Raw genomic sequence first — 25,510 nt, 5'->3', positions numbered from 1 at the left:
CCTTTTAAATTATAATTTGCTTGCTTCTTTTATTGCATTTATAACAGCCATTGCCTTGTTGCATGACTCCTGATATTCGTTCTCAGGAACTGAGTCTGCAACAACTCCGCCTCCTGCTTGGATATAAGCCTTGTTATTTTTGAAAAGCACTGTTCTTATAGCGATACAAGTATCCAGCGAACCGTCAAATGCAAGATAACCAACTGTTCCGCCATAAAGGCCTCTTTTTGTTGTTTCAAGCTCGTCGATTATCTCCATTGCTCTTACCTTCGGTGCGCCTGAAAGAGTGCCGGCAGGAAGAACTGCCATAAGTGCGTCAAGAGGTTTCTTATCTTCTCTCAGTGTACCCTTTACATTAGATACAAGGTGCATCACCTTTGAATATCTTTCAACTATCATCATGTCTGTAACAGTTACGGAGCCGAACTCAGAAACCTTTCCTATGTCGTTTCTTCCAAGGTCAACGAGCATTGTGTGTTCAGCTCTTTCCTTTGGATCGTTGAGAAGCTGTTGTTCATTGCGGATATCTTCGTCGTAGGTCGCTCCACGCTTGATAGTGCCTGCAATTGGTCTTGTTACTACCGTTCTGTTTTCTACTGATACCAGCATTTCAGGTGAAGCGCCTGCAACAGCATAATCATTGTGCTTAAAGTAGTAAAGGTAAGGTGACGGATTAGTGGAGCGGAGCATTCTGTAAACGTCAAAGCTGTCAGGCGGATTGTCTATCTCAAATCTCTGTGACGGAACTATCTGGAAGATGTCGCCCTCTTTGATGTATTCCTTAGCCTTTTCAACGTTTGCAAGATAATGTTCCTTTGTGATGTTGGATTTTACTGTGATGTTGTCCTCCATTGTCTTTGGAGTTTTCATAACAGGCTTGTAATTTCTAAGAGTTTCAACTACTTCGTTGCATATCTTTTCACATTCTTTGTATTTAGTTTCAAGATCATCGCTCTTATTGATGTTGAGGATTATTACAGCCTTGTTTGAAAGGTGATCGTAAGCAACGATCTTTTCAAAAAGGTGCAGGTCAGCGTCAGGAAGCTTAAGATCGTCCTCAGGTGGGTTGCACAGTGTTTTCTCAAAGTATCTTATCATATCATAAGCGAAAAATCCTATTAGACCGCCTGTGAGCTTTGGATAATTATTAAATCTCGGTGACTTGTGGCCTTCGATTATCTCAGAAAAGAAAGCGATAGGATCATCGACTTTTACCGTTTCATCAGCCTTGCCTTTCTCCTTAACAGTAACAACGTGCTTGTCAAGAATATATTCGCATTTAGGATCAATGCCCACATATGAATATCTGCCCCACTGGTCTTTATTATCTACAGATTCAAGAATGAAACAATCATCATACGCCTCGTGCAGACAGTTAAAAAGTTGTATTGGCGTACATGAATCCATGAGGAGCTCATAGAATACAGGCACAGTCTTGTAGTTTTCAAAAAGTTCCTTTACTTGTTCAATAGCAGGGTACAGCATAAATATTCCTCCTAAATGCTTTTTTGTCGTAAAATTGACAATAAAAAAAGTCCTGTCATCACACATAACATCTAGTTATGGGACGATAGAACCGTGGTGCCACCCAATTTCCCGATAATAAATTATCGGCTCACAGATACGCATTCTGACTGGCAGAAATCAATATCCTGTCCTTTAACGCAGGAATCACGGCGAGTGATACTCGAATAAACTTTCACACCGCTCCTCACAAATCCATTCATCTGAAGAAAATGTATCAGCTCACACCTACCGCTGACTCTCTGTGACCTTTTGCATCAAACTACTTACTTTTGCTCATAGGATTTATCGTATTAACTTTAGTTTTATTATATTCCTCTGTTTCTAAAATGTCAATATCAGAAAATGTAAATATTATTGCTATTATGTAAATATTCTTTTGCAATTTGGATTTATACCAAAATAAATAATTTTAAATTTTCAATATTCCTTGCATTTATAAATAATGTAGTGTATAATAAAGTAATAGTTAAGGTAATTGAGAAAGGAAAATATATGAAAGTACAAACTAATAAGAAATACACCACAATTGCATTTTATGCAGTTATCGTTATTGCTATAAATGTGCTTTTGGTAGTGGCTGTATTTAAATTTAATACGATCTTAAAGCTTATTTCCACACTTGTTTCTGCACTTACGCCTGTTATAGTTGGTCTTGTGATCGCATTTCTTATAAATCCTATAATGGTGAATTTTGAAAAGCTGTTCAGAAATAAAGTGGTAAAAAATCCAGCTAAGAAAAAGCTTACCAGAGCCTGCTCAGTAACTGTAGCGTCACTTGTTTTTCTGGGGATAGTTGTTGGACTTACTTATGTTGTTGTTCCAGAACTTATAAATTCCATAATTGATATTTTTAACAATGCATCTAACATCGTTGTTAAAGTGCAGGGTTGGATAAATAAGCTGTTTAAAAACTATCCTGATATCGAAACAATGGCTACGGAGAAACTCAAAGCTTTTTCAACTGATTTGGGAACCGTTATCGAGAAGATACAGCCGATGTTTGAAAATATTCTTTCGGGTGCATGGGGCGTTATCACTGTTCTTAAAAACTTTGTATTTGGATTTATCGTTTCTATCTATATGCTTTGCAGCAAGGAAAAGCTTCTTGCTCAGGCTAAGAAGATAATCATTGCAAACACAAAAAAGTCTACATGTGAGAAGATCATGAGAGTTTGCACTGAAACAAATAAAGTTTTTGCAGGTTTTTTGAGCGGAAAGATCATTGACTCGGCAATAATCGGAGTTCTTTGCTTTATAGGTCTGACTATCATGAATATGCCTTACAACATCATGATAAGTGTTCTAGTGGGTGTAACTAATATTATCCCATTTTTTGGACCGATAATCGGTGCGATACCATCAACTGCACTTATGCTTTTTATTGATCCTAAAAAAGCCATTATACTTCTCATTTTCATAGTTATTCTACAGCAGTTTGACGGCAATATCCTTGGTCCTAAGATACTTGGTGATTCTACTGGGCTTCCTGGTTTTTGGGTGCTGGTATCACTGTTCTTCTTTGGAAATTTGTTTGGGTTCATAGGTATGGTCATTGCAGTTCCGACTTTTGCATTGCTTTATACTTTTACACGAGAGAGCGTTGTTCAGCGTTTAAGAAAGAAGAAGCTCCCTGTAGATACCGACTATTATATGGAGGATGTTGAGCATTTGTATAAGAAAAATGAAAAGCGTATTCCGCTTACGCCTGAACAGCTTGACGCCATGGTCATTCCAAGTGCTGATGAGGTAAATGAGGTCAACAGAGAGGATGATCCAGAAATAGTTGACGATCACAACGAAAATAAAGATCAGTAAACGCAAAAGAGCGGCCTGTTCACAATTCATAGTGAGCAGACCGCTTGTTTTATTTCATGTATTTTTTCTGTATTTTTGCAATATGTATCACAGAGTATATTACTATAAGTGCAATAAGTATTGTTAATGTGACCTTGAAAACAGACGATTCAAAGTATGACTTAGCTATTTTAACCTTCGCTTTGACTTGAGAACGTTCTACTTTAGTTGTGGAAACGAGATCTATAGTTGCAAGCACCTCACCTTTGTAGACAAGTTCCATTTTACCAAGCACATCGCCAACTTCAACAGGTGCAACAACGTTGTCATAAACGGTTATTTTCTTTTCCACATCATTTACTGATATATCTACAGGCCACAGCCTTGTAAAACCATTTGCAGGTTTTAGATTTGCATAATCTATGCCGTCACCGTAGCTTACCTTTACATCACGGACTTCGCTGTTTTTGTCCACAAAATCCGTTGCTACAAGACTTGAAAATGCCCATTTGTAAAGGCTGATGTGATCAAGGAGGTTGTAGTAAACATTATCTCCACCATATATGGAATCAGGATCTTCCTCGCCCTTCTTCACATCTTCTTTAAGCTTATCCATTGGTGCACCCATTGTCACAATAAGATATGTGGTGCCTTCATATTCCGCATATGAAGCTAAACATCTTCCAGCGGAGTCAAGGGTGCCTGTTTTTATGCCTTTAGCATAGGAGTAGTAATAATCGGTCATTGAGTCAAGCATAAGGTTTGTATTATAAATATCTGTACCATCTGAGTGATAAGAGGTGGATGCCATATGATAGCTTGGCAGACAGACAATATCACGAAATACCTGATATTTGCTTATGGCATATTCGCAAAGAGTTGCCATATCCTTGCAGGACGAATAATTCTGTTGCGCCCACAGACCATGTGCGTTTGAAAAGTGTGTATTTTCCATGCCGAGTTTTTCAGCTTTTTCATTCATAAGGTCTGTAAATTCTGTTATGGAATCGGACACATTCAAAGCGATTATATTCGCTGCTTCACATGAGGATGGGATAAGCAGTGCCGCCAGGAGATCATAACAGCTTACTTCTTCGCCTGGTTGTATATCAGCTGTTGAAGCACCAGTATCATATAGTTCATCAAATGCTTCCGAGCCTGCTGAATAGTATGTATCTTTCAGCTTTTGTTCATCACCTTTGAATTTGTCCAGAAGCACCACAGCAGTCATTATTTTTGTTAGGGAAGCAGGCACACGCTCGTCCTCACCGTTTATGTCAACGATAGCTTCACCGCTGTCAAGATTGACCATATAGACCGCTTCAGAGTAAAGCTTCAACGGTATCGCTTTTCCGTCATCGTCATAGCCTGATGTAGGTGTAAAATTGAATGCGTCTGCACACATCGCAGGCACAAGCAGCATTATTGCCAGCGTCATGGATAATATCCTGCTGATTTTTCGTTTTAGTTTCATTGACAGCTTCCTTTCGCACTGTATGTAAAGAGCCTTGCTCATTCAGTTTTCTCATAAAGTATACTAGCACCCTGTTTGCCCACACGTTTCACTCTTTCAAGATATGTGAGTATACTAAGCGTTACCTGTGCATATTCACGAGATATCTTTGCATTAAGGGCAAAGTCTTTAGAAGTGAACTGCTTTGGCAGGTCCTCCGGGAGGAACATATCAAAGTCGGCAGGGCAGTCGATATGTATTTCATCAATAAGACCTTTTGGTATCCTGTCATGGCGTGAAGATCCACGCTTTTTGTTCTTTGACCAGCCGTTAAGCAATCTTATCTCCTCGGTTTCAAGCATACAAAGGCACAAATGAAATCGAGGGTTATCAAGGGTGTATTTTATTTTGTACAGTTCGGGCATGACTTCATAGATAGTGTATTTTCTCGGCGATTTGTGCTTTTCTGAAAGCTCTCCAGTTTCTGTATCTATCCAACGGACATATTTGACCGCAGGGATAGGGTAGACCACTGTCACGTCACAGTAGTCAAGAAAGGCTTCAAGTTTTTTCAGCAGTTTGTTGAACTGTCTTGTTTGTATCTCGATAACACCGTTCTCTCCTACGATATCAGCCACATATCCGCCAATGCGTATCTCCTGATTTTCACCATATGGCTCAAAATAGTTTTTCAAAACAGCATGAAGCGTTTTCTCGCCTAGAGTTCCGATGCCGTTGCGTTCACGGCTTTTGCCTATGATTTTATCACAAGCATCTTGAAATTTCAGCCTGTCCGTAAGATCACCTCAGTTTTTATTATATCAGATATTCACTCTCACGTCAATCACAAAAACGCATAAAAAGAGCCTGAGATCTGCTCAGGCTCTTTAATCATACCATGATCCATCAGGTTATGCTGTCCGCAGTTATCTTGTCCCACTGGTCGCAATACTTGACTTCCATTTTGTCCATTCTTTCGTTGTAAAGCTTTGAGATAGCAGGTGTATCATATGAATAGATCATATCGTCTATGTTCTGTTCTACATAATCCATATCAACCGGCAAACGCTTGATTATGAAATATCCATATGTGTCGTTCTCTGTAAGTTCAGTGGAAATGCCGTTTTCTTTTAGTTTGAAAGCGTCTTTTACAAGCTCCTCAGGATATCCAGTCGTATCTTTATTGAAATAATATCCTGTTGAAGGATCTTCAAGACCGAGATCCCAGCCGTACTCCTCAATAAGCTTGTCAAAGTCTTCTCCGTCCTGAGCTTTTTTCAGAACTTCTTCTGCAAGCTTCTTAGCCTTTTCCTTAGCTTTCTTTACACCGTCATCATCAAGCTTCGCATAAGCTGACTGCTTTGCGCTCGCTTTGTCTGAAAGTGACATACTGTCATAACTGTCAGCAGTACTGTCATCAAGATCTACCTGTGCATAGAAAGGGATCATAACGTGAATCTCACGGCAATACTCGCTTGTATCCTTGACTATTTTTCTAAAGTCTTCTTTTTTTGTTGCATATTTGCCGTCATTCTTAAAAAGAGTATCGTTTACTTTAGTATAGATAGTAGCTGTTTCAAGCATTTTTCTGTAAAGATCCTCTGTGAGGTAAGCTGACTTAAGGTCATTAAGATAAGCTTCATCAGAATCATAGTTTGCTTTTGCTTTAGCTATCTGGTCATCAATTGTCTTGTTGTCATCGTCTGTAAGTTCAATTCCGTTTTCTTCTGCAAGCTCAGGTGCAACAAGTTCCTGCTTAAGTGCAGTGATAACATCCTCCATAAGAAGCTCAAAACCACCGTCAGTTGACTTGATAGTGTCAAGGGTAGCTCCGTAAGTGGAAGTGTACTTGCTTATAGTATAATAATAGTAGTATCTGAAAGTATCAAAATCAATATCCTTGCCGTCAATGGTGCAAACGATAAAGTTCTTAGTATCAATGGACTTGCCGTCAATTGTAAGGGACGGCTCAGGTGTTTGTTTTTCAGTTGTGCTGTCAACAGCTGAAACAGAAGAATCCGCTGTGGAAGATACGGTTGATGAGCTGTCGTTATTTTTGCTGCATGAAGTAAAGCTGCAAATAGCTATTGTGAGAGCTGCTGTAACAGCGGCTAATTTCTTTATCATAATAATTGTCCTTTCCTTTGAGAGAAAATCCTCTGAATAACATAAATTCAATTATATCTTATTATTGTGATGATACTGTGTGATAATTCTTAAACTTTCTGTGAATGAAATATATATTATCCAGCGTGATATAGTTGACAATCTAAGTCTGGGAGAGTATAATATAAATGACTTTAATATGAAAAGAGGTATCCCATATGGATTTTGGCAAATATATTGCTCACAGAGGTCTTCACTCAGAACTTGTTCCTGAAAATTCTCTTACCGCATTCAGGCTTGCGGTTGAAAAATGTCTTTCTATCGAGCTTGATGTACGTCTAACAAAGGATTGCCGCATTGTGGTTTTCCATGACAATGACCTTATGAGAATGTGCAGCGTTGAGGGCAAAGTGTTTGATTACACATATGAACAGCTTTCTGCCTTTAAACTTAAAAACAGTGATGAAAAGATACCACTGCTGTCTGAGGTGCTGAAAACTGTTGACGGTAAAGTGCCACTTCTTATTGAGCTTAAAGGCGGTGCACCATTCGGTGAGCTTGAAAGCCGAGTTGACCATATGATGAAGAAATACAAAGGCGAATTTGCAGTGCAGAGCTTTAACCCGTTCTCAGTGATGTGGTTTAGGTTTCATTCACCAAAAGTCACAAGGGGTCAGCTTATCTCAAAATACAGAAAGAATATAGACCTTGAATATATCGAAAGGTTCATTTGTGCTCAGCCGTTTATCTGGAGAATTATTTCAAAGCCTCAGTTCATTGCAGCTGACCTTAGATCTATAAGCCTTGAAACTGCTTTTCAGGCTGTCGATATCGACGCAGACCTGCTCACATGGACGGGAAGAGGCAAAGATCTTATAGAAACTGCTTCACAGTTTTCAAAGACAGTTATAGCGGAGCAGTTTCCAGATGATTTTGACTTTTCTGACAATTGGGAGGAAAGCTGTGAATAAGATGCAAGACCTTCCATTGTGCGACCTTAACGAAGTCAAACGTACTGCCAAACGCACTGACAGCGATATTTCAGGCTGTAAATTTAGCGGAGAATATCTTGAAAGCGAAGATCTCTCCTGCCTGTCATTTATAAACTGTATGTTTGAAAACTGCACCTTTACCGATTGCGATTTTGAGCGTTCCTCATTCGTTGATGTGACGTTCATATCCTGCGATCTGTCAAATTCATCACTGGACTCATCCTACCTCAGCAGATGTGAGTTCCGCTCCTGCAAGCTCGTTGGCGCAGAGTTCAAGGATTGCTCCATTCAAGGTGTAGCCTTTGAATCCTCAAACTGCGGATATGCCATATTTGATAAATGCAAGCTGTCTGAAACCCAGGTGAAAAACAGTGATATGTCCTCGGCTGAGCTTGTTTCCTGCAATTTAAAAGCGTTTAAGACAAGCGGAAGTAAATATCTCGGCACATCATTTTTCAGAACGGCTCTCGGCGGCGTTGATTTTTCTACCTGTCTTGTAAGTGGACTGCGCGTTTCTGATACATTCAGAGAACTCCGAAACGCTGTTTTTTCAGCCAATCAAGCTGTGGAGCTTTCAATGCTCCTTGGAATAAGAATAAAATAATTTTAGCCGCTATGACAATAAACGTCACAGCGGCTTTTTTATCACTTTTTATCCTGTTCTATCAGTATTTTCACAGCGTTCACTGCACAGTGGATACCTCTTGTGGTGTCGTCGCTCACATTGTCTTCAAGGTCTGCCTTTGAACGCTCCACGTTCCATATAGCTGTTATAACAGCTCCACAGCGGACGTGTCTTGTGATACCTACTGAGAAAACTGCGGCACATTCCATTTCGGAAGTCATACAGCCGCACCTTAAATATGCGTCCCAGCGGTAATTTATATCGCCGCTCACAGGCATTGAGTCAGGCTCTACTTCTCCATAAAAGCTGTCCTTGCTGTGGACAACGCCCACATGATAACGCTTGCCAAGCTTATCTTCTGACAGTTCAGCCGCTGCCTTTGCCAGTGCAGTTGTGACCGTGAAATCTGCCACAGCAGGGTAGCCCTCGGGGAGATATTCTTTTGACGTACCTTCGCCACGGACAGCCGCCGAAGCTATAACAAGGTCGCCACCGCTAACGGAAAGATCCATTCCTCCGCTTGTACCGATACGAATAAATGTGTCTGCACCGCACTTTACCAGTTCCTCCACTGCAATTGCCGCAGATGGTCCACCGATACCGGTCGAGCACACAGTTACCTTTTCGCCGTCAAGATAGCCTGTATAAACATTGTATTCTCTGTTTTGAGCCACCTGCTTTGCGTCATCAAGAAGTGCCGCTATTTTTGGCACTCTTCCAGGGTCACCCGGCATAATAACATATCTGCCCACTTCATCAGGGATAGTTCTGATGTGAAATTGTCTTTCACCGTCCATAATGCTTGCCATAAAAATTCCTCCTCTCAGAATTATTCGTCGTATGGATAATTATTTTCTTCGTATAATTCATTTTCTGCAAAATTTTTTCCGGATTTCTGTTTTTTCTTTATATGTATAAGCACTATGATAAGCACTATTGCTATAATCGCAAACAGCCCGCCTAATCCACAGAAAACAACTGTTAATATGGTATTGGTTGTATCATTTGGTGCATAAAACGTTTCAGGGTCGTCAGGGTCACAGAATATCTGGATCGTTTGTCCTCTTCTGTATCTGATGTTGCTGGAATATGTATTGCTGTGAGTGGTGTAGAGCTGTCCGTCAACGTTATATGAATACACTGGTGTGTAAACTGTGCTATATGATACGTGTCCGTCATCGTTCTCATGTCGTTCATCTTTGCTGAGAATGTCTGATATTATAGCATTGACTTCAAGAGTACATCTGTTTTTGAGTTGAGTTTGGTGTATTGCAAAACCTATTCCAACTGCAAGAAATGTCACGCCAACCAACATGAAAACTAACGCTATTATTTTCATTGCTGATTTGCTGTAATGCACATGAGATCTTTTGTAATAACGCATATTTTTCCCCCATTTAAGCATAAAAGCCAACACCTTAATATGGCGTTGGCTTTTGTTTTATCTTACTTTTCCATTTTCATTGAAATGTCAAACGCCTTGACTGAGTGTGTGATAGCACCGATAGAAATGATATCAACGCCCGTTTCAGCTATTGCACGGATTGTTTCAGAGGTCACGTTTCCTGAAGCTTCTAAAAGTGCTTTGCCATTTGTCATTTCAACAGCCTTTGCCATGTCTTCATTTGTCATATTGTCAAGCATGATTATCTCAACGCCAAGTGTAAGAGCTTCTTTGAGTTCTTCAAGGTTTCCGACTTCAACTTCTATCTTGACAGTATGCCCCATTTTTTCTCTAAGAGCGTTTACCGCACCAGTCATGCTGCCATATGCGTCAAGGTGAGTGTCTTTTAGCATTGCGCAATCTGAAAGATTGTATCTGTGGTTTTTTCCACCGCCTACTGTAACTGCATATTTCTGCAAAACTCTAAGACCTGGAAGCGTTTTTCTTGTATCCGCAACAGACGCCTTTGTACCCTTTACAAGCTCAACGCATCTGTTTGTTGCAGTTGCAACGCCTGACATATGCTGAACGATATTCAGTGCCGTTCTTTCGCCTTTGAGCAAGGCTCTTGTTGAGCCTGTTATTCTTGCGATAATGTCGCCTTTCTTGACTTTTTCACCGTCATGGATAAATATCTCACATTTAACATTGCTGTCAAGAAGCTGAAAAACTCTCATTGCCACATCAATTCCACAAAGAACGCCTTCGTCCTTTGAAACATACTTTGCTGTTGAAACTGAATTTTCGTCAACAAGATAATCCGTTGTAACGTCTATATAGTTGATATCCTCCAGCAGAGCTGTTTTAATGATATCGTCGATCTGAAACTGCATTAATCTCATTTGTTTTCCTCCATTTTTTCTTTGGATTTGAGTTTTTCGATAGCGTCCTTTAATACGATATAAGCGACAGTTGTAAGAGACCTTGCTTCAACATAATCTCTGTCTATTTTGAAATTACCGTCACAAAGGAAATTTTTTAGCTTTGTTACTTCTTCAAGATCAGGCGGCAAAGCCTCCTTATCAGGGATAACGAAATATGCACGCTGCATTATATCTCTTATCTCTGTTCTTATGCCATGAGGAATGTGCGGGGCTTCATTGTCTATCTTGAAATCGTATGTTTCAAGGTCACCGCTGTCAGATTTTATCTTCTCATTGATGTCAGCCGCAGCACGTCTTGAAAATACCAAAGCTTCAAGTAGTGAATTGCTTGCAAGTCTGTTATTGCCGTGAACACCTGTATGTGAACATTCGCCGCAGGCATAAAGCCTGTCAATGTTAGTTCTTGCATATGTATCAACATTTATTCCGCCCATAAGGTAATGATGACAAGGGAAAATAGGTATCATATCCTTGGTCATGTCATAACCTGCTTCGAGAAGCTTTTCATTTATCATAGGAAATCTGTTTCTGACAAACTCAGGGTCTTTGTGAGTGATATCAAGATAGAATTTGTCAGAGCCTGTTTTCTTGGCTTCAGCCATGATCGCATGAGAAACAACATCTCTTGGTGCAAGCTCCAGACGATCATCATAGTTTTGCATAAATCTTTCGCCGTTGCAGTTTTTCAGATAAGCTCCCTCGCCTCTGACAGATTCAGAGATAAGGAAAGTTTCACGAGTGTGCTTGTTGTTAAAGCCTGTTGGGTGGAACTGGATATAGCTGAGGTTTTTTATCTCTGCTCCAAGCTCATGAGCAATAGTTATGCCGTCGCCTGTTGCGATAGCGGAGTTTGTAGTGTATTCGTAAACTCTGCCAATTCCACCGGTTGCAAAAATGGCGTATCTGCAATTATATGTCGTATATTCGTTGTCATTAGTCAGCACAAGAATGGAGAAACCTGTTTCGGTTTTCTTTGCGTTGCACATAACGGCATTTTCGAGTATCTCAACATTATCTAGCTGTTGAACATTTCTTAGTAGAGTTGTTTCGATCTCCAGACCTGTGGTATCGGCATGATGAAAAATCCTGTTCATACCGTGTCCACCTTCGAGAGTGCGGTGATAAGATCCATCAGGACACTTATCAAAGTCAGCGCCAAGCTCTATGAGTTTTCCGATGTCAATATAGGCTTCGTCAACAAGGACCTGAGTGGACTCAGGATCATTTTCAAATCCGCCTGCTACAAATGTATCATGTTTGTGATATTCAGGCGAGTCCTTTGGATTGTCATAAACGCCTGCAATTCCACCCTGTGCAAGGGAAGAGTTACACAAGGTCAGCTCTCTTTTGGAAAGCACAAGTACATTTAAATCACGGGAAAGGTTAAGTGCTGCATATAGACCTGCCGCACCGCAGCCAGCGATAATAACGTCATAATTTTTGTTGTTCATATTTATAACCTCTTTATATGGCGGAGTGTCGCCAAGTGTTATGTAAAAATCACATCAGATATTGCTCTGAAATAATTTATACTTATTCCATTATACCATATATTTTTCCCTTTTTCAACTGTTATTTGCATATATAATGCACATACCTTAAATTATTTTAAGTGCAACTTAACAAAAAAATGACTGCCTGCTCCCAAAAGGGAACAAGCAGTCGGAGGTTTATTATAGATCAACTAATAATCAAATATTAGTCACTCTGCAAATTGCTTTGTCAGCAAATTTTATTTGCCGTAGTAAGCCTTGAGGTACATTTCCTTAAGCTCGCTCATAAGTGGATATCTTGGGTTAGCACCTGTGCACTGGTCATCAAATGCGTCCTCAACCATGTTGTCAAGAGTCTCAAGGAAGTGCTTCTCGTCTACGCCGTAATCAGCGATAGTCTTCTTGATACCAACTCTTTCCTTGAGTGCCTCGATAGCGTCGATGAACTTGTTGAGTGTATCCTCATCGTTCTTACCAACGATACCAAGTGAATGTGCACACTCGCAGTATCTCTCAAGAGTATGTGGATACTGATACTGTGAGAAAGTACCCATCTTTCTAGGTGTTGGGTCAGCGTTGTATCTCATTACCATTGTGATAAGGAGAGCGTTAGCAACGCCGTGTGGCAGGTGATGATAAGCACCGAGCTTATGAGCCATTGAGTGGCAAACACCGAGGAATGCGTTGGCGAATGCCATACCAGCCATTGTAGATGCTGTAGCCATTTCCTCACGAGCCTTAACGTCTGTCTGACCGTTGTCATATGCATCTGGCAGATACTTAAAGATAAGTTTCATAGCTCTCAGTGCAAGACCGTCAGTGTAATCTGTAGCCATTACAGATGCATAAGCCTCAAGAGCGTGTGTCAGAGCGTCGATACCTGATGCAGAAGTCAGACCTCTTGGAGCAGACATCATCATATCTGTATCAACGATAGCCATGTTAGGCATGAGCTGATAGTCAGCCAGAGGATACTTAGTACCTGTCTTTTCGTCAGTGATAACTGCGAAAGGTGTTACCTCAGAACCTGTACCAGAAGATGTTGGGATAGCAATGAAGTATGCCTTCTCACCCATCTTAGGGAATGTGTAAACTCTCTTACGGATATCGATATATCTCATAGCCATATCGAAGAAGTCAGCGTCTGGATGCTCGTAAAGAACCCACATGATCTTACCAGCGTCCATTGCAGAACCACCGCCGATAGCGATAATTGTGTCAGGCTCGAAAGCTCTCAACTGTGCAACACCCTCAAGTGCGCAAGCAAGTGTTGGGTCTGGAGCAACATCGAAGAATGTTTCGTGGAGAATACCCATTTCATCGAGTTTATCTGTGATAGCCTTTGTATAACCATTCTTATAAAGGAACTGGTCTGTTACGATGAATGCCTTTTTCTTGCCCATAACAGTCTTCAACTCGTCAAGAGCAACAGGGAGACAACCCTTCTTGAAGTATACCTTTTCAGGTGCTCTGAACCAAAGCATATTCTCTCTCCTCTCAACGACTGTCTTAATGTTCAGCAGGTGCTTAACGCCAACGTTCTCAGAAACTGAGTTGCCGCCCCATGAGCCGCAGCCGAGTGTGAGGGAAGGAGCAAAGTCAAAGTTGTAGAGGTCACCGATACCGCCGAGTGAAGAAGGTGTGTTTACGATAAGACGGCAAGTCTTCATTCTTGCAGCGAACTTATTGAGCTTTTCTCTCTCGTTTATGTTATCTACCCAAAGTACTGAAGTATGACCAAGACCACCGTTGTTTACGAGAAGTGCCTCTGCGATGTCAAGAGCGTCGTCAAAGTTCTTTGACTTGTACATACCAAGGATAGTTGTGAGCTTTTCGTGACCGAAAGCCTCTTCTGGAGCTGTGCTTGTAGCCTCGCCGATGAGTACCTTTGTATCCTCTGGAACTTCAAAACCAGCCATTTTAGCGATAGTTACAGGACGCTGACCAACGATCTTAGCATTAAGAGCACCGTTGATGAGCATTGTCTTTCTGATCTTGTCAGCCTCTTCATCATTAAGGAAGTAGCAACCTCTCTTGATGAATTCCTTCTTAACATCGTTGTAAACTGTCTTATCAGCGATAACTGTCTGCTCTGTAGCACAGATCATACCGTTATCAAATGTCTTAGAATGAATGATAGAGTTTACAGCGTTTACGATATCAGCAGAAGAATCAATAATAGCTGATGCGTTACCGGCACCAACACCGAGAGCTGGTGTACCAGATGAGTAAGCAGCCTTTACCATTCCAGGACCGCCTGTAGCGAGGATTGTGTCAGACTCTCTCATGATCATGTTTGTGAGTTCAAGAGAAGGAACATCGATCCAACCGATGATACCCTTTGGAGCACCTGCTGCAACAGCTGCATCATAAACGATCTTAGCAGCAGCGATAGTTGACTTCTTTGCTCTTGGGTGTGGTGAGATTATGATACCATTTCTTGTCTTAAGACAGATAAGTGTCTTGAATATAGCAGTAGAAGTTGGGTTTGTTGTTGGGATAACAGCAGCGATAAGACCGATAGGCTCGTAAATTCTCATTGTGCCGTAAGCCTTATTTTCCTCAAAAACACCACAAGTCTGAACATTCTTGTACTTATTGTAGATGTGCTCAGCAGCATAGTTGTTCTTGATAACCTTGTCTTCCACGATACCCATGCCTGTTTCCTCAACAGCCATCTTTGCAAGTGGGATTCTTGCCTTGTTAGCAGCGATAGCAGCAGCCTTGAAGATCTTGTCTACCTGCTCCTGTGTGTAGGTAGCGAAGATTGCCTGCGCAGCTCTTACTTCAGCGATCTTAGCAGTCAGAGCTTCCTCTGTATCGACGATGCCGACTGTTTTAGCTTCACTCTTTGCCATAAAATAAACCTCCAATAAATTAATTATTGTTTTTACTCTTGATAACCCCCGCTCGGGTTTTATCTTAGTTATATTATATACGATTGTTATTTTTTTGTCAATCTTATAAAGTTACAGCTTTTTTGATATTTTACGTCACTTTATTATGCAATATACATAAATATTGAACATTGTTTTATGATAGATTAACAATTCATGACCGTCAAACTGCACAATTAAAATCAGATTGATAAAAATTTATCATATATGCTGCCTGGAAAGAGATTAATAAATATAAGATAAAAACTAAACAAAAATAAAACAGTTGTGAAAATAACGAAAAAGTGCTTGACATTTAGAAAATCTGTAGTATAATATAGACATAACAGAGATACATAGAAAGCACGGAGATGTAAAGGTAATTTTACACAATAAGGCTGTTGAAAAATCAATGTATACTCTGAAACTCGACTTAATACCATATTTTAAAATAAAAGGAGATATGACTTATGAAACTTGATAACTTTGTAGCATCCAGCGACATCTATGATGTTTATGAATCTGATGGAATGGCAGTCAGGATCTATAAGAAGCCTGAATACAAGGAAAAGTGTCTGTATGCGGCTCTTACACACGCAAGAGTTGAAACAACACTTGGCAATTCCTTTATAAAAATGCCTGTTCTTCACGAGGTTTCCGTTATCGACGGCAAATGGGCTATTACAATGGACTTTATAAAAGGTAAGACTCTTCAGCAGCTTATGGACGAAAATCCAGACAAGAAAGACACATATCTTAACCAGTTTATCGACATTCAGTGCGAGATACACGCTCAGTATATGCCACTTCTTTCAAAGCTGAAAGATAAGATGGCAAGACAGATCAAGACTCTTGGTCAGATCGACGAGATAAAGAAGTATGAGCTTCTCACAAGACTTGATTCAATGCCAAAGCACATCAAGCTTTGCCATGGTAACTTTGAGCCAAAGAACGTTATCATCAATGACGAAGGTACTTATGTTATCAATTGGGGTTCTGCTAGACAAGGCAATGCTTCTGCTGACGTTGCAAGAACATACCTGCTGTTCTGCCTTAACAATCCTGATCTTGCTGAGGCTTATCTTGATAAGTATTGCGTAAAGAGCGGAACATCTAAGCAGTATGTACAGGCTTGGTTGCCGATCGTTGCAGCAGCACAGCTCATTAAGGGCAAACCAGAGGAGAAGGATCTGCTCATGAAGTGGATCGACGTTGTAGATTACGATTAGTCTTTTTGTCAGGTTGTAACAAATTTGTAACCTCTTATTGTGCAAATAGCTAAAAAATGATTTATCCCGATTATGAGTTTCGTCATAATCGGGATATTTTGTTACAATTCTTTATAATCTCTTTACAGAGTAATTTTCATGTGATATAATGTGAAACTGTTGAAATATGACATAATGATTTAGGACTACAGAGGTTATTCGGAGGATCAATATGAAAAAGCTAATGATAGCTGTTGCTATAGTTTGCACTATGTTTGCTTTCCCGGCTTGTGGAAAAAATGCCGATAATAAAACAGAAAATAATGTTAATCTTACAAATAATGACGTAACGACAGCTCAGACAGAGGTTTCTGATGAAGTGCCAGACGAAACTACTTCACTCCCTGACAGAAGCACTCTTGAAAAGATACCAGATGAGGCTGTTGATTCGTTTAATCAGGTCGTAGATGTCTGCAAGGAGATATACCCTTTGGCTGAAAAAACAAAAAGGCTTTATGGCTATACAGGCACTAAGACTGTGAACAAAAAGAATTGTTACATTTTTGTTATATATGATAAAAATGACGATGTGTTGACAAAGGTGGCAACTGTCGCTGCCGAGGTCGCATCAGATAAGCTTTACGTTCTTGATGATGAAACAGGAAGTGCTGAAAAAATCAATACCGAGGATGTTAAAACTCAATCTACAGAGTCATGGGCAGATCAAGTAACTGAGTCTTTTGCTGAATACTATCAGAGCAAAGAGGTTAACGACCATCTTGCTGCAGTTGTTGAAACAGCCGCGGTTAAAACAGTTCGCTAATACTTTATATAAAAAAATCACACCAGAGAATTTTCTGGTGTGATTTTTTTATTCGATCTCTTCGCTGTTGTCAGCATCAGTGCTTGTGATGATATTTGTTGCATATGTAAGTGTAAGCAGGCTGTCACCCAAATGGACATTTTCCACAACTATGTTTTCATAGTCGATGCTAAGATCATAATGTGAAAAATTCCAGAACGCTTTCAGACCAAGATTAACAAGTTGGTCTGCAATAGCCTGAGTGTTTGCTTTCGGTATACAAAGCACAGCTACAACAGGGGAGTTTGCTTCGCAAAAGCTTTCTATATCATTAGTGTGACGAATCGGTATGTTTCCTACTACTTCGCCGGTGAGCTTAGGGTTTATATCAAATATGCCTATGAGATTACAACCCCTTGTTTCAAAGTTAATATGTGTGGCGATAGCTTTACCGAGGTTTCCTGCACCGATAAGTATGGTCTTGAAATGCTTGTCTACTCCGAGTATCTTGCCTATTTCCATTCTAAGCTCGTCAACGTGATAGCCATATCCCTGCTGACCAAATCCGCCAAAGCAGTTAAGGTCTTGCCTTATTTGTGAAGCCGTGAGCTTCATTCTCTCAGAAAGCTCCCTTGAAGATATTCTTTCAAGTCCCTCTTTTTGAAGCTCACCTAAAAATCTATAATAACGTGGCAGTCGTTTTATTACTGATGCGGATATCGAACCGTCTTTAGACATATATTTACACTTTCCTTTACTAATAAACATGATTGATAAATAAATAACAATATCACATAATATAATAGCACTAATCTTTTCTTTTGTCAAGGACTTGTAAACTCTATGCGGTCTTAAAAAAGCAGCCTCGTTTTACAGAAGCTGCCTTATGTACATTAATTTTATTCTAGATCTTTTTTCTTTACAGAAGCAACACAGAAGTCGATGCGTTCTTCATCATCTTCTTCATTTCCTGAACCTGTGAGAGGAACTCCTTTTGTTGGATCGATCCCGTCAACGGCTGTAACAAGTCCTGTACCCTCGCCAATAGAAGCACCCGGTACTCTGAACTTTGTAATGTCGATAGGCTCGATAGAGGTTTCAACAGGCTTTTCAAGCTGTGGTATCCACTCGTATGGTACACGATAAGCTCTGTAGATCATGTTGCTTTTGAATGTTCCAGCAAAATTCTTGAAATAAGGGTTTACAAATTCCCAAACTATTTCATGGTCAGGTGTGACCTCAAGAAGATGTCCATCTGAACCTTCCGTAATAAGAGTGTTTCCGTTCGGAAGTCGCTGTGCAGAGCTGATGTATGAGCTATAGAACTTAGAAGCGTCAGTAAAAAGCAGATTTCCTGCTTCAAGGGGAGTGTACTGCCATGTTATTTCAAGTGTAACAGGATTGAATTGAAGTACTCTTGAGTAATCTCTGTGTGCATTGTTCACGCCTGTGAGGGAAGCAGGGTTAGGTGTGCCGTAGCCACCTTCGCCACCGTTATCGAATACCAACAGGTCGCCCTCTCCAGGAAGTCCCTTTGGTATCATGTGCAGGTGGTGCTGACCAATTATCCAGCCAAGCTTCTTTGTGGCTTCGCTTTCGTTGAAGTTAGGGCCTACACGCCATACTATCTTACCTGTTGATTTCTCGATAATTCCGAGTATGTTTGAGTTTCTTGCGTCAAATATGATATTGTCTGGGTGGAAGCGTTTGTCGCCTGCGTCATACCACTTATTTTCGCCAAGGGTAGAGAAGTTGTTTATGTGCATCCAATCTCCACCTGCCTCACCGTGAAGACCGGGGTTTCTGAACAATGCGTTCTTTGCGGCCTCATCAAAGCCAAGCTCATCAAAGTGATCGCTTGCACGCCAGCTCCAAATTATATTGCCTTCCCAATCCACTTCGATGATCTTATCGTCGATAAGTCTTTTGTCTGAAATATCGTGGTTGTAGAGGTTCTCGTGAGTAAGGATAAGTGTATTGCCACTGTCTGTCTTTGGCTCGCCATTTGGATAATAGTAACCCACAGTGCTGCCCTCACGCTGAAAATCATGGTGCTGTCTAGCCATATAGACCGGTTCCTTACCCGGGTCGGCAACAAGTTCAGTTTTGTCGAATTTCCATACGATATGACCGTCCCAGTCTACCTGAACAAGATCAAGTTGATCCTGATATGCATATTTACCTCCTCTTGCTCCTGTTGTGCCCATTACATATCCGCCTGGGAGTATTTTGTTAGGAAATCCTCCAAGCCCAGCCCAAAGCTTTACTTCATTGCCATTCATATCTATGAGCAGAGCACCTTTAGCGGACGGGAAGATCGTATAGCCGCTGTAGGCTTTTTCTTTGTTGTATATTGTAACTCCTGTTGGATAAATGCTTGGATAACCCATGTCTGATTCCTCCTTGTTTATTTGTCTGCTTTTGTCAGGTCTGCCGTAACGTTATATGGAAATGCTTTTTTTGCTGAGTCTGGATAATAAAATTTCCTTATGTTGTAATTGTTTGAATATTTACCATTCTCATACGCCCACTTATTTATTTCATCAAGATGAGATGCAGCTTCCTCAGAAAGTCCCAGTTTAATACTGTACTGTTCCCAGTTTGTTTTGAAATCATCTGGTTCGATTCCATATTTCTTTGATATTTTTTCAGCCGACTCATCTAAGTTGTCATTTATGTATTTAACGCTTTCATCAAGTGCTTTAAGATAGTTCGTAAGAGTTTCAGTATTGTTCTTTGCAAAGTCGCTTGATGTTATAAGATAAGCAGATACGTTTATCCCTATATCTTTTGCGGATGCGACCTGAGTCCAGCCCTCTGCTTCATATTTTTTTATAGCTGAGCCTGTAACGATAGCGGCTGATGCCTCACCGTTATGTGCAACTGCTATCTGAGTTGATATGGAATCTGTGTTTACGTTTTTCTGCTTTGACGGGTCAAGTCCTAAATAAGTCTGAGCCTGCCAGTTGAAGTATTCTGAAACTGTTCCAATAGAAGTTATCCATCCTTCACTTTCATCTAAAGCATCAAGATCATCTTTGTATTTTGGTGCAACAAAAAGACCGCCGTTATATGAAACGCTAGAACTTAGATCTGAAAAAATCACAAGATTAGTGTTATCGAGAGTATTTCCAATTCTGTTTACAGCAGCAAAATCTGCAAGAAGTCCTGTATCTGCTGTGCCTGTTGCAATAGCGTCAACTGTGTTAATGCCGGCAGCGTATTCTGATGTTTCGAGAGATATACCGTATTTCTCAAATATTCCTTGCTCCATACCGATATAGTCGGCATACTGATCTGGCTGACCTGTCATGTTCGCAACTCTCAAAACGCTAAGCTCTTTACCGTCTTTGGTAACCTTCTTTGCGGTTTTTCCGCTTGATGAACTACCGCATGATGCAAGAAGAGTTGCAGTCAATGCTGTCGATGCTAATATTGCGATTATCTTTTTTATGTTCATTTTTAAATCTCTCCTGTTAAATTAATTATTTTACGTCAAAGTGTTTAAGTTTTTTCTTGCCAATAAACTGTAGGAGCCTGTCAGCAGCAAAGCCAATCACAGCAAGTGTGACGATTCCTGCAAAAGCCCAGCTTGTTTTGTAATAAAGCTTCGAGCTGTTTATAAGATAACCAAGGCCATCACTGCCGACCAGCATTTCAGCTGCCACAACACAGATGATAGCTGAGCTAAGTCCTAGTCTTATTCCAGTGTAGATATTAGATACCGCTGATGGTACAACTACTGTGAAAAAAACTCTTGCTTTTTTTGCCCCCATGCAGGAAGCTGCTTCCACGAGCTGCTTATCAGTTGAAGCCACACCCGCTATAGTGTTTACGAACATGGGAAAGAATGATGCGTAGAAAATAAGTGCGACTTTTGATTCTTCGCCTACTCCGAACCACATTAGAAAGAGTGTCGTCAATGCAATAGCAGGCACAAATCTGAAAAAGCTAAGTATAGGTTCAACGAGCCAGCGTACAGGTCTGAAATTTCCTACAATAAGACCCATAGGAACAGCAAAAATTATTGAAAGTAGCCAGCCTTTTATTACTCTTCCGACGCTTGCAACAATGTCACTCCAAAGAGTTCCGTCTTTGATAAGTTCCTTCATGCTGTCGATCGTTTCCTTTGGGCTTGGAAGAAAATATTCATCATATTTCAAAGATCCTATTCCCCAAAGGGCAATTATTGCTACCCATGATATGATGCCACATTTTAGTATCTTCTGTATAGCAGAGGACTTTGTTTTATTATTTTCCATCTTTAATGTCCTCCTTATTAAATATAGTACAGCTCTGAGTCATCAAGAGCTTTGTTTACGAGAATATTTGTCGTGTTTTCATCAATAGTGTAAAGCTTCTTGATAAGTACTTTTACCTTATCACCTTTTTTCAGACGGGAAGCGTTCAGCGGATATCTGCCTGTTACTGAGATACCGTCTATGGAAGCTTTAACCTCAAAGGCGTTTCCTCTGAATGAAACTTCTTCCACAATGGCATCCTCCATTGAGCTTTCAAACTGGTGATACTCGCTGTCTTCAAATTTATTTATTTCAATAAATTCCGGTCGGATTATAGCTGAGGCATTATTTTCTGTAACTTCAAAACCCTTTAGTTTGCTGTAATCCTCGATAATAGCTGACTGACCGATAAACTGAGCAACAAAAGGAGTTTTAGGTTCAAGGTATATCTCAACCGGATTGCCTATCTGCTCAACTCTGCCTTTGTTTGTGATAACAATTTCGTCTGCGACCTCTATTGCTTCGTCCTGATCGTGTGTAACGAAAATGCTTGTTATGCCTATTTTATCAATAGTATCACGAAGCCATGTTCTCAGTTCTTTTCTTACCTTTGCGTCGATAGCTGCAAAAGGTTCGTCAAGTAGAAGGAGTTCAGGCTGAGGTGCTAGTGCTCTTGCAAGAGCGATACGCTGCCTTTGACCTCCGCTAAGCTGATCAGGATAACGCTTGCCAACGTCAGGTAAGCCAACAAGTTCAAGAAGCTCAGCCACACGTTGTTTAATAAACTTCTTATCTTTTTTCTGAACCTTCAGACCATAAGCTATATTATCGTAAACTGTCATAAAAGGGAAGAGCGCATAGCTTTGAAAAACAAATCCGATACCTCTTTCATTTGATGGAAGTTTGTTGACATTTTTACCATCTATAATAATATCGCCGCTATCCTGTTTTTCCAAACCTGCAAGCATACGCAGGATAGTTGTTTTACCGCTGCCGCTCGGTCCAAGCAGACCGATAAGCTTTCCCTTTTCAATACCAAAACTTACGTTATCCGAAGCTTTAAAATCGCCAAAGCTTTTATTAATGTTTTTTAATTCTATATACATAGCTGACAACTCCAATTTAGATATATTGCTGTGATAGTTCCAGTGTCAACATCGCTGCATTCGCTTATTGATCTTTGACAATTTAAGCTCCTCACTTTCAATTCATATCAAGTCGATATGATTAGTATGTTTTTATTATACATGATTTTATGGAAATGTCAATAGTTATGAATGATTTTCGTGAAATCATACATATATGATAGGAATACTTTATTATTGTTGTACATTTTATTCATAACTAACATATATGAGAAATATGATATACAGAAATGTTTGATAATACTCTTGACAAAGTGCGTAAATAGTGATATAATCACTATATTCATAGTAAAGCTATATGAATAATATAATATATATTGGAGGAAATAAAAAAATGCTTACAGAACTGACAAACCAGAATTACAACGAGCTGATATCAGCAGACAAACCGCTTGTTATAGATTTTTACTCACCTACCTGTGTACACTGTAAAAGAACAGAGGCAGGGCTTAACGAAGCTGCAGAAGAGCTTGGAGAAACCGCTATCATAGCTAAGTGTGATATCACCTCTCAGCCAGATCTTGCGAAGAGATATGACGTTACAGCATTGCCAACACTCCTTTTTATAAAGAACGGTGATATCAAAAACAAGCTTGAGGGTTTTACACACAAGCTGATAATTCTTGACAATATTAAGAGATTATAAAAAAACAGTCCGATGTTTTGAGCATCGGGCATTTTTTTGAGCATAAGGTCTTGACAAAGTAGGGAGTTTATGATAAAATAATAATGTTGTTTTGTATGCGGGTGTGGCGGAATTGGCAGACGCGATAGATTTAGGTTCTATTGGCAACACCGTGCAGGTTCAAGTCCTGTCACCCGCACCATACTTGTGCAATAAAATAGATGCACACCTCGAAAAGCTCGTATTATCGCGGCACAAATAGGGAACGACCCTAAACTTATGTATCACGGAGAGTCATCTGATTTATTCAGACTAATGCTCTCCGTTTTCTTTTTGTCTACTTTACAATTCCGATATGAGTAAAGTAAATATCGATTTCCTGCGTGATACTGCCGTTATCGTCTTTCAGCTTTTCGTGAACCTCGATGCGCGATACAAACGTGTGTAAGATTTCCTGAGTTAATTCTGTAATATCTGTGTACTTTTTAGCAAGCGCAGCAAATCTTGCGGTGTTAGCCGTCTGGGATTGAAACTCCTGCATCGTATGCTTCAAGTCTGATATTTCCGCTTTAAGCTGATTCTGCTCATCAGTGTATCCCTGCGACAGCATTCTGAACTGATCATCATCAATCGTACCAAGAACGTGATCTTCGTACAGCTTTCTGAAAATTATTCCGACCTCGGCAAGCCTTTTCTCGCTCTTTTTCAGTTTTTTGTTAGCTTCGGACAGCTCTTTTTTAGCAGCAGTATTTGACTCCCGACTGATATACTCAGCAAAATCATCTGTACGTTCTCTCGCAAACGCAGTCACATTCCGTATTTCATGCAGTACGATTTCCTTGAGATGACTTTCCTTAATACCGTGCATGGTACATTGTTCCCGACTATTTTTTCGATACGAAGAACAGATAAATTTCCAGTTTTCAGACTTCTCTCTTGCGTGTCTGTGAAAATATAACTTCTGTTTGCAGTCCGCACAGAAGACTATTCCGGCAAAAATACTTTTCTCTCCGCTCCTTGTGAACCTACGCTTGCTCTGCCTGAGTCGCTGAACTATCTCCCATATATTAATGTCGATTATCGGCTCATGAGTATTTTCAATCAGCTTGTGCTCGCTTTTGGGCAGCTTTAATTTCCGATGGTCTTTGTATGACGCTCTGCCGAACCTGAAATTACAAGTGTGTCCGAGATAGCTGACGTCCTCCAAAATATTTGCAACTGCGGTCGGATTCCAGCGGTAGGGATAGCTTGTATCAAAGTTAGAAATAACATTTCCCGTTTGACTGTACTCGTACATCGCAGGAGTGTATATCTGTTCTTCCTCAAGCCTGTGCGCGATCTGAGCCGGACCCAAGCCATCAGCGCATAGTTGAAAAATATATTTTACGACCAGCGCTGTTTCGGGATTGGGCAGAATTTTGTTGTGATCCTCCTGAGATTTCATGTAACCGTAAGGCGGACGTGAAGCGACTCTCTGCCCTCTTTCGGATTTTATTACACAGCTTGCCTTAATTTTTCTGCTTGTATCCTTGACGTGGAATTCGTTAAAAATGTTGTAGAATGCCGCCATATCGACAGCGGAGGAATCCGGATTATCGGAATCAATATTGTTATTGATCGCAATATAGCGGACATTTCTGCGCGGAAAATATTCCTCTGTGTATAATCCTACGTGCAGATGATTTCGACCAAGCCTTGAGAGATCCTTTGTAATTATTGTGCCGATCCTGCCGTTGTCCACATCGTCTATCATGCGTTTGAATGCAGGACGTTCGAAATCTACTCCCGTGTACCCGTCGTCAATGTAGAACGCGGTGTTGTAAAATCCATGTTCATCGGCATATTTTTGAAGTATATCTTTCTGATTTGAAATGCTGTTGCTTTCTCCCGCAAGCTCATCCTCGTGACTGAGCCTGCAATACAAAGCCGTTATCTTATTCGTGTCTGACATTATTAACCTCTCTTTCCGTCCATTATGCGGACTCTGTCAAACCGATTGAGATTACAGATAGTATATCACAATCGATTCTGAAAGTCCAGCGATAATCTATAAATTTATGATAATTTTTCAGCGGCGGATCTCAGCAAATATTTCAGCTTGTCCTCAGCTGTGGATTTTGAGGTCATATCAAACACCGAGTTGATGTTGTAAACAATTCCGTCAATGATCTCGGAACGACTTTTGATATACTTATCCTCAGTTTGCGTTATGCTGCCGGAGCAACAGCTTTCGTTTCTTTGGTATGATATTAGCATAGTCCAAACTGCTGACTACAGTGGTGACAGGCTATGCTT

General features: G+C 40.3%; 22 protein-coding genes, 1 tRNA gene and 1 other annotated feature. Of the genes, 7 read left to right on the top strand and 16 right to left on the bottom strand.

All coding sequences use genetic code 11. The features are described 5' to 3' along the window. Nucleotides 1-9: 9 nt before the first annotated feature. A complete protein-coding gene (gene trpE / locus DW938_RS06395; protein ID WP_117876088.1) occupies nucleotides 10-1,485 on the bottom strand; it encodes an anthranilate synthase component I in 1,476 nt (491 codons plus the stop codon). 75 nt (nucleotides 1,486-1,560) lie between these two features. Further along, nucleotides 1,561-1,813: a binding site (T-box leader), on the bottom strand. A 206-nt stretch (nucleotides 1,814-2,019) separates the two neighbouring features. On the opposite strand from trpE, the gene DW938_RS06390 reads away from it, so the two are divergent. Then, nucleotides 2,020-3,342 carry an AI-2E family transporter gene (locus DW938_RS06390; RefSeq protein ID WP_117927360.1) on the top strand — a complete coding sequence of 441 codons (1,323 nt, stop codon included), beginning with the start codon at nucleotides 2,020-2,022 and terminating at the stop codon, nucleotides 3,340-3,342. Between the two features lie 49 nt (nucleotides 3,343-3,391). Here DW938_RS06390 and DW938_RS06385 read toward each other — a convergent pair whose 3' ends face one another. The 3 genes from DW938_RS06385 to DW938_RS06375 form a co-directional block, all read right to left on the bottom strand. Beyond that, nucleotides 3,392-4,795 (bottom strand): serine hydrolase, encoded by a 1,404-nt coding sequence (locus DW938_RS06385; RefSeq protein WP_118124285.1) that lies wholly within the window; start codon nucleotides 4,793-4,795, stop codon nucleotides 3,392-3,394. Between the two features lie 38 nt (nucleotides 4,796-4,833). Beyond that, a complete protein-coding gene (locus DW938_RS06380) occupies nucleotides 4,834-5,469 on the bottom strand; it encodes a hypothetical protein (RefSeq protein ID WP_242992416.1) in 636 nt (211 codons plus the stop codon). A 211-nt stretch (nucleotides 5,470-5,680) separates the two neighbouring features. Continuing rightward, complete coding sequence (locus tag DW938_RS06375; protein WP_118124245.1) at nucleotides 5,681-6,901, bottom strand: peptidylprolyl isomerase; 1,221 nt, start codon at nucleotides 6,899-6,901, stop codon at nucleotides 5,681-5,683. A 197-nt stretch (nucleotides 6,902-7,098) separates the two neighbouring features. On the opposite strand from DW938_RS06375, the gene DW938_RS06370 reads away from it, so the two are divergent. Then, entirely contained in the window at nucleotides 7,099-7,851 is a 753-nt protein-coding gene (locus tag DW938_RS06370; protein ID WP_118124244.1) for a glycerophosphodiester phosphodiesterase family protein, read from the top strand. A gap of 1 nt (nucleotide 7,852) precedes the next feature. Next, nucleotides 7,853-8,476 carry a pentapeptide repeat-containing protein gene (locus tag DW938_RS06365; RefSeq protein ID WP_242992423.1) on the top strand — a complete coding sequence of 208 codons (624 nt, stop codon included), beginning with the start codon at nucleotides 7,853-7,855 and terminating at the stop codon, nucleotides 8,474-8,476. 41 nt (nucleotides 8,477-8,517) lie between these two features. Here DW938_RS06365 and udp read toward each other — a convergent pair whose 3' ends face one another. From udp to adhE, 5 genes are all read right to left on the bottom strand, one after another. Continuing rightward, nucleotides 8,518-9,306: a uridine phosphorylase gene (udp, locus tag DW938_RS06360; protein ID WP_118124243.1), complete on the bottom strand. Its 789-nt coding sequence runs from the start codon at nucleotides 9,304-9,306 to the stop codon at nucleotides 8,518-8,520. 20 nt (nucleotides 9,307-9,326) lie between these two features. Then, on the bottom strand, nucleotides 9,327-9,881 hold the full coding sequence (locus DW938_RS06355) for a DUF3592 domain-containing protein (protein WP_022288436.1): 555 nt from the start codon (nucleotides 9,879-9,881) through the stop codon (nucleotides 9,327-9,329). 62 nt (nucleotides 9,882-9,943) lie between these two features. Then, nucleotides 9,944-10,783, bottom strand: a complete 840-nt coding sequence (gene nadC / locus DW938_RS06350; RefSeq protein WP_022288437.1) for a carboxylating nicotinate-nucleotide diphosphorylase — start codon at nucleotides 10,781-10,783, stop codon at nucleotides 9,944-9,946. Continuing rightward, the gene (locus DW938_RS06345; protein WP_118124241.1) at nucleotides 10,780-12,276 is read right to left on the bottom strand and encodes an FAD-binding protein; all 1,497 of its coding nucleotides are present in this window, start codon (nucleotides 12,274-12,276) and stop codon (nucleotides 10,780-10,782) included. Before DW938_RS06345 ends, nadC begins: the two co-directional genes overlap by 4 nt. 281 nt (nucleotides 12,277-12,557) lie before the next feature. Then, a complete protein-coding gene (gene adhE, locus DW938_RS06340) occupies nucleotides 12,558-15,176 on the bottom strand; it encodes a bifunctional acetaldehyde-CoA/alcohol dehydrogenase (RefSeq protein WP_117898028.1) in 2,619 nt (872 codons plus the stop codon). Nucleotides 15,177-15,664: 488 nt separating this feature from the next. Between adhE and DW938_RS06335 the strand changes: the two genes are divergently transcribed. Continuing rightward, nucleotides 15,665-16,423 (top strand): phosphotransferase, encoded by a 759-nt coding sequence (locus DW938_RS06335; RefSeq protein WP_022288440.1) that lies wholly within the window; start codon nucleotides 15,665-15,667, stop codon nucleotides 16,421-16,423. Nucleotides 16,424-16,634: 211 nt separating this feature from the next. Further along, complete coding sequence (locus DW938_RS06330) at nucleotides 16,635-17,225, top strand: hypothetical protein (protein WP_117856428.1); 591 nt, start codon at nucleotides 16,635-16,637, stop codon at nucleotides 17,223-17,225. A gap of 48 nt (nucleotides 17,226-17,273) precedes the next feature. On the opposite strand, the gene DW938_RS06325 is transcribed toward DW938_RS06330, so the two are convergent. The 5 genes from DW938_RS06325 to DW938_RS06305 all read right to left on the bottom strand — a co-directional run bounded on the left by DW938_RS06325 (nucleotide 17,274) and on the right by DW938_RS06305 (nucleotide 22,551). Next, the gene (locus tag DW938_RS06325) at nucleotides 17,274-17,942 is read right to left on the bottom strand and encodes a redox-sensing transcriptional repressor Rex (RefSeq protein WP_118124240.1); all 669 of its coding nucleotides are present in this window, start codon (nucleotides 17,940-17,942) and stop codon (nucleotides 17,274-17,276) included. A gap of 161 nt (nucleotides 17,943-18,103) precedes the next feature. Next, the gene (locus DW938_RS06320) at nucleotides 18,104-19,594 is read right to left on the bottom strand and encodes an aryl-sulfate sulfotransferase (RefSeq protein ID WP_117856430.1); all 1,491 of its coding nucleotides are present in this window, start codon (nucleotides 19,592-19,594) and stop codon (nucleotides 18,104-18,106) included. Nucleotides 19,595-19,611: 17 nt separating this feature from the next. Continuing rightward, nucleotides 19,612-20,664 (bottom strand): ABC transporter substrate-binding protein, encoded by a 1,053-nt coding sequence (locus tag DW938_RS06315; RefSeq protein WP_118124239.1) that lies wholly within the window; start codon nucleotides 20,662-20,664, stop codon nucleotides 19,612-19,614. Between the two features lie 25 nt (nucleotides 20,665-20,689). Next, on the bottom strand, nucleotides 20,690-21,466 hold the full coding sequence (locus DW938_RS06310) for an ABC transporter permease (protein ID WP_118124238.1): 777 nt from the start codon (nucleotides 21,464-21,466) through the stop codon (nucleotides 20,690-20,692). Between the two features lie 17 nt (nucleotides 21,467-21,483). Then, entirely contained in the window at nucleotides 21,484-22,551 is a 1,068-nt protein-coding gene (locus DW938_RS06305; protein WP_118124237.1) for an ABC transporter ATP-binding protein, read from the bottom strand. Between the two features lie 373 nt (nucleotides 22,552-22,924). Here DW938_RS06305 and DW938_RS06300 point away from each other — a divergent pair, with 373 nt between their 5' ends. Both DW938_RS06300 and DW938_RS06295 read left to right on the top strand, forming a co-directional pair. Beyond that, nucleotides 22,925-23,236: a thioredoxin family protein gene (locus DW938_RS06300; protein WP_181981559.1), complete on the top strand. Its 312-nt coding sequence runs from the start codon at nucleotides 22,925-22,927 to the stop codon at nucleotides 23,234-23,236. A 97-nt stretch (nucleotides 23,237-23,333) separates the two neighbouring features. Further along, nucleotides 23,334-23,417 (top strand) — tRNA-Leu (locus DW938_RS06295). 135 nt (nucleotides 23,418-23,552) lie between these two features. Here DW938_RS06295 and DW938_RS06290 read toward each other — a convergent pair. After that, on the bottom strand, nucleotides 23,553-25,166 hold the full coding sequence (locus tag DW938_RS06290) for a recombinase family protein (RefSeq protein ID WP_118124236.1): 1,614 nt from the start codon (nucleotides 25,164-25,166) through the stop codon (nucleotides 23,553-23,555). Nucleotides 25,167-25,270: 104 nt separating this feature from the next. Beyond that, the gene (locus tag DW938_RS06285) at nucleotides 25,271-25,471 is read right to left on the bottom strand and encodes a hypothetical protein (RefSeq protein ID WP_118124235.1); all 201 of its coding nucleotides are present in this window, start codon (nucleotides 25,469-25,471) and stop codon (nucleotides 25,271-25,273) included. Between the last annotated feature and the right edge of the window lie 39 nt (nucleotides 25,472-25,510).

Source organism: Ruminococcus sp. AM43-6, assembly GCF_003461785.1.
GTDB lineage: Bacteria > Bacillota > Clostridia > Oscillospirales > Ruminococcaceae > Hominimerdicola > Hominimerdicola aceti.
Note: the sequence above shows the minus strand (reverse complement) of the source record. Positions and strands in the feature narration are given on the sequence as shown.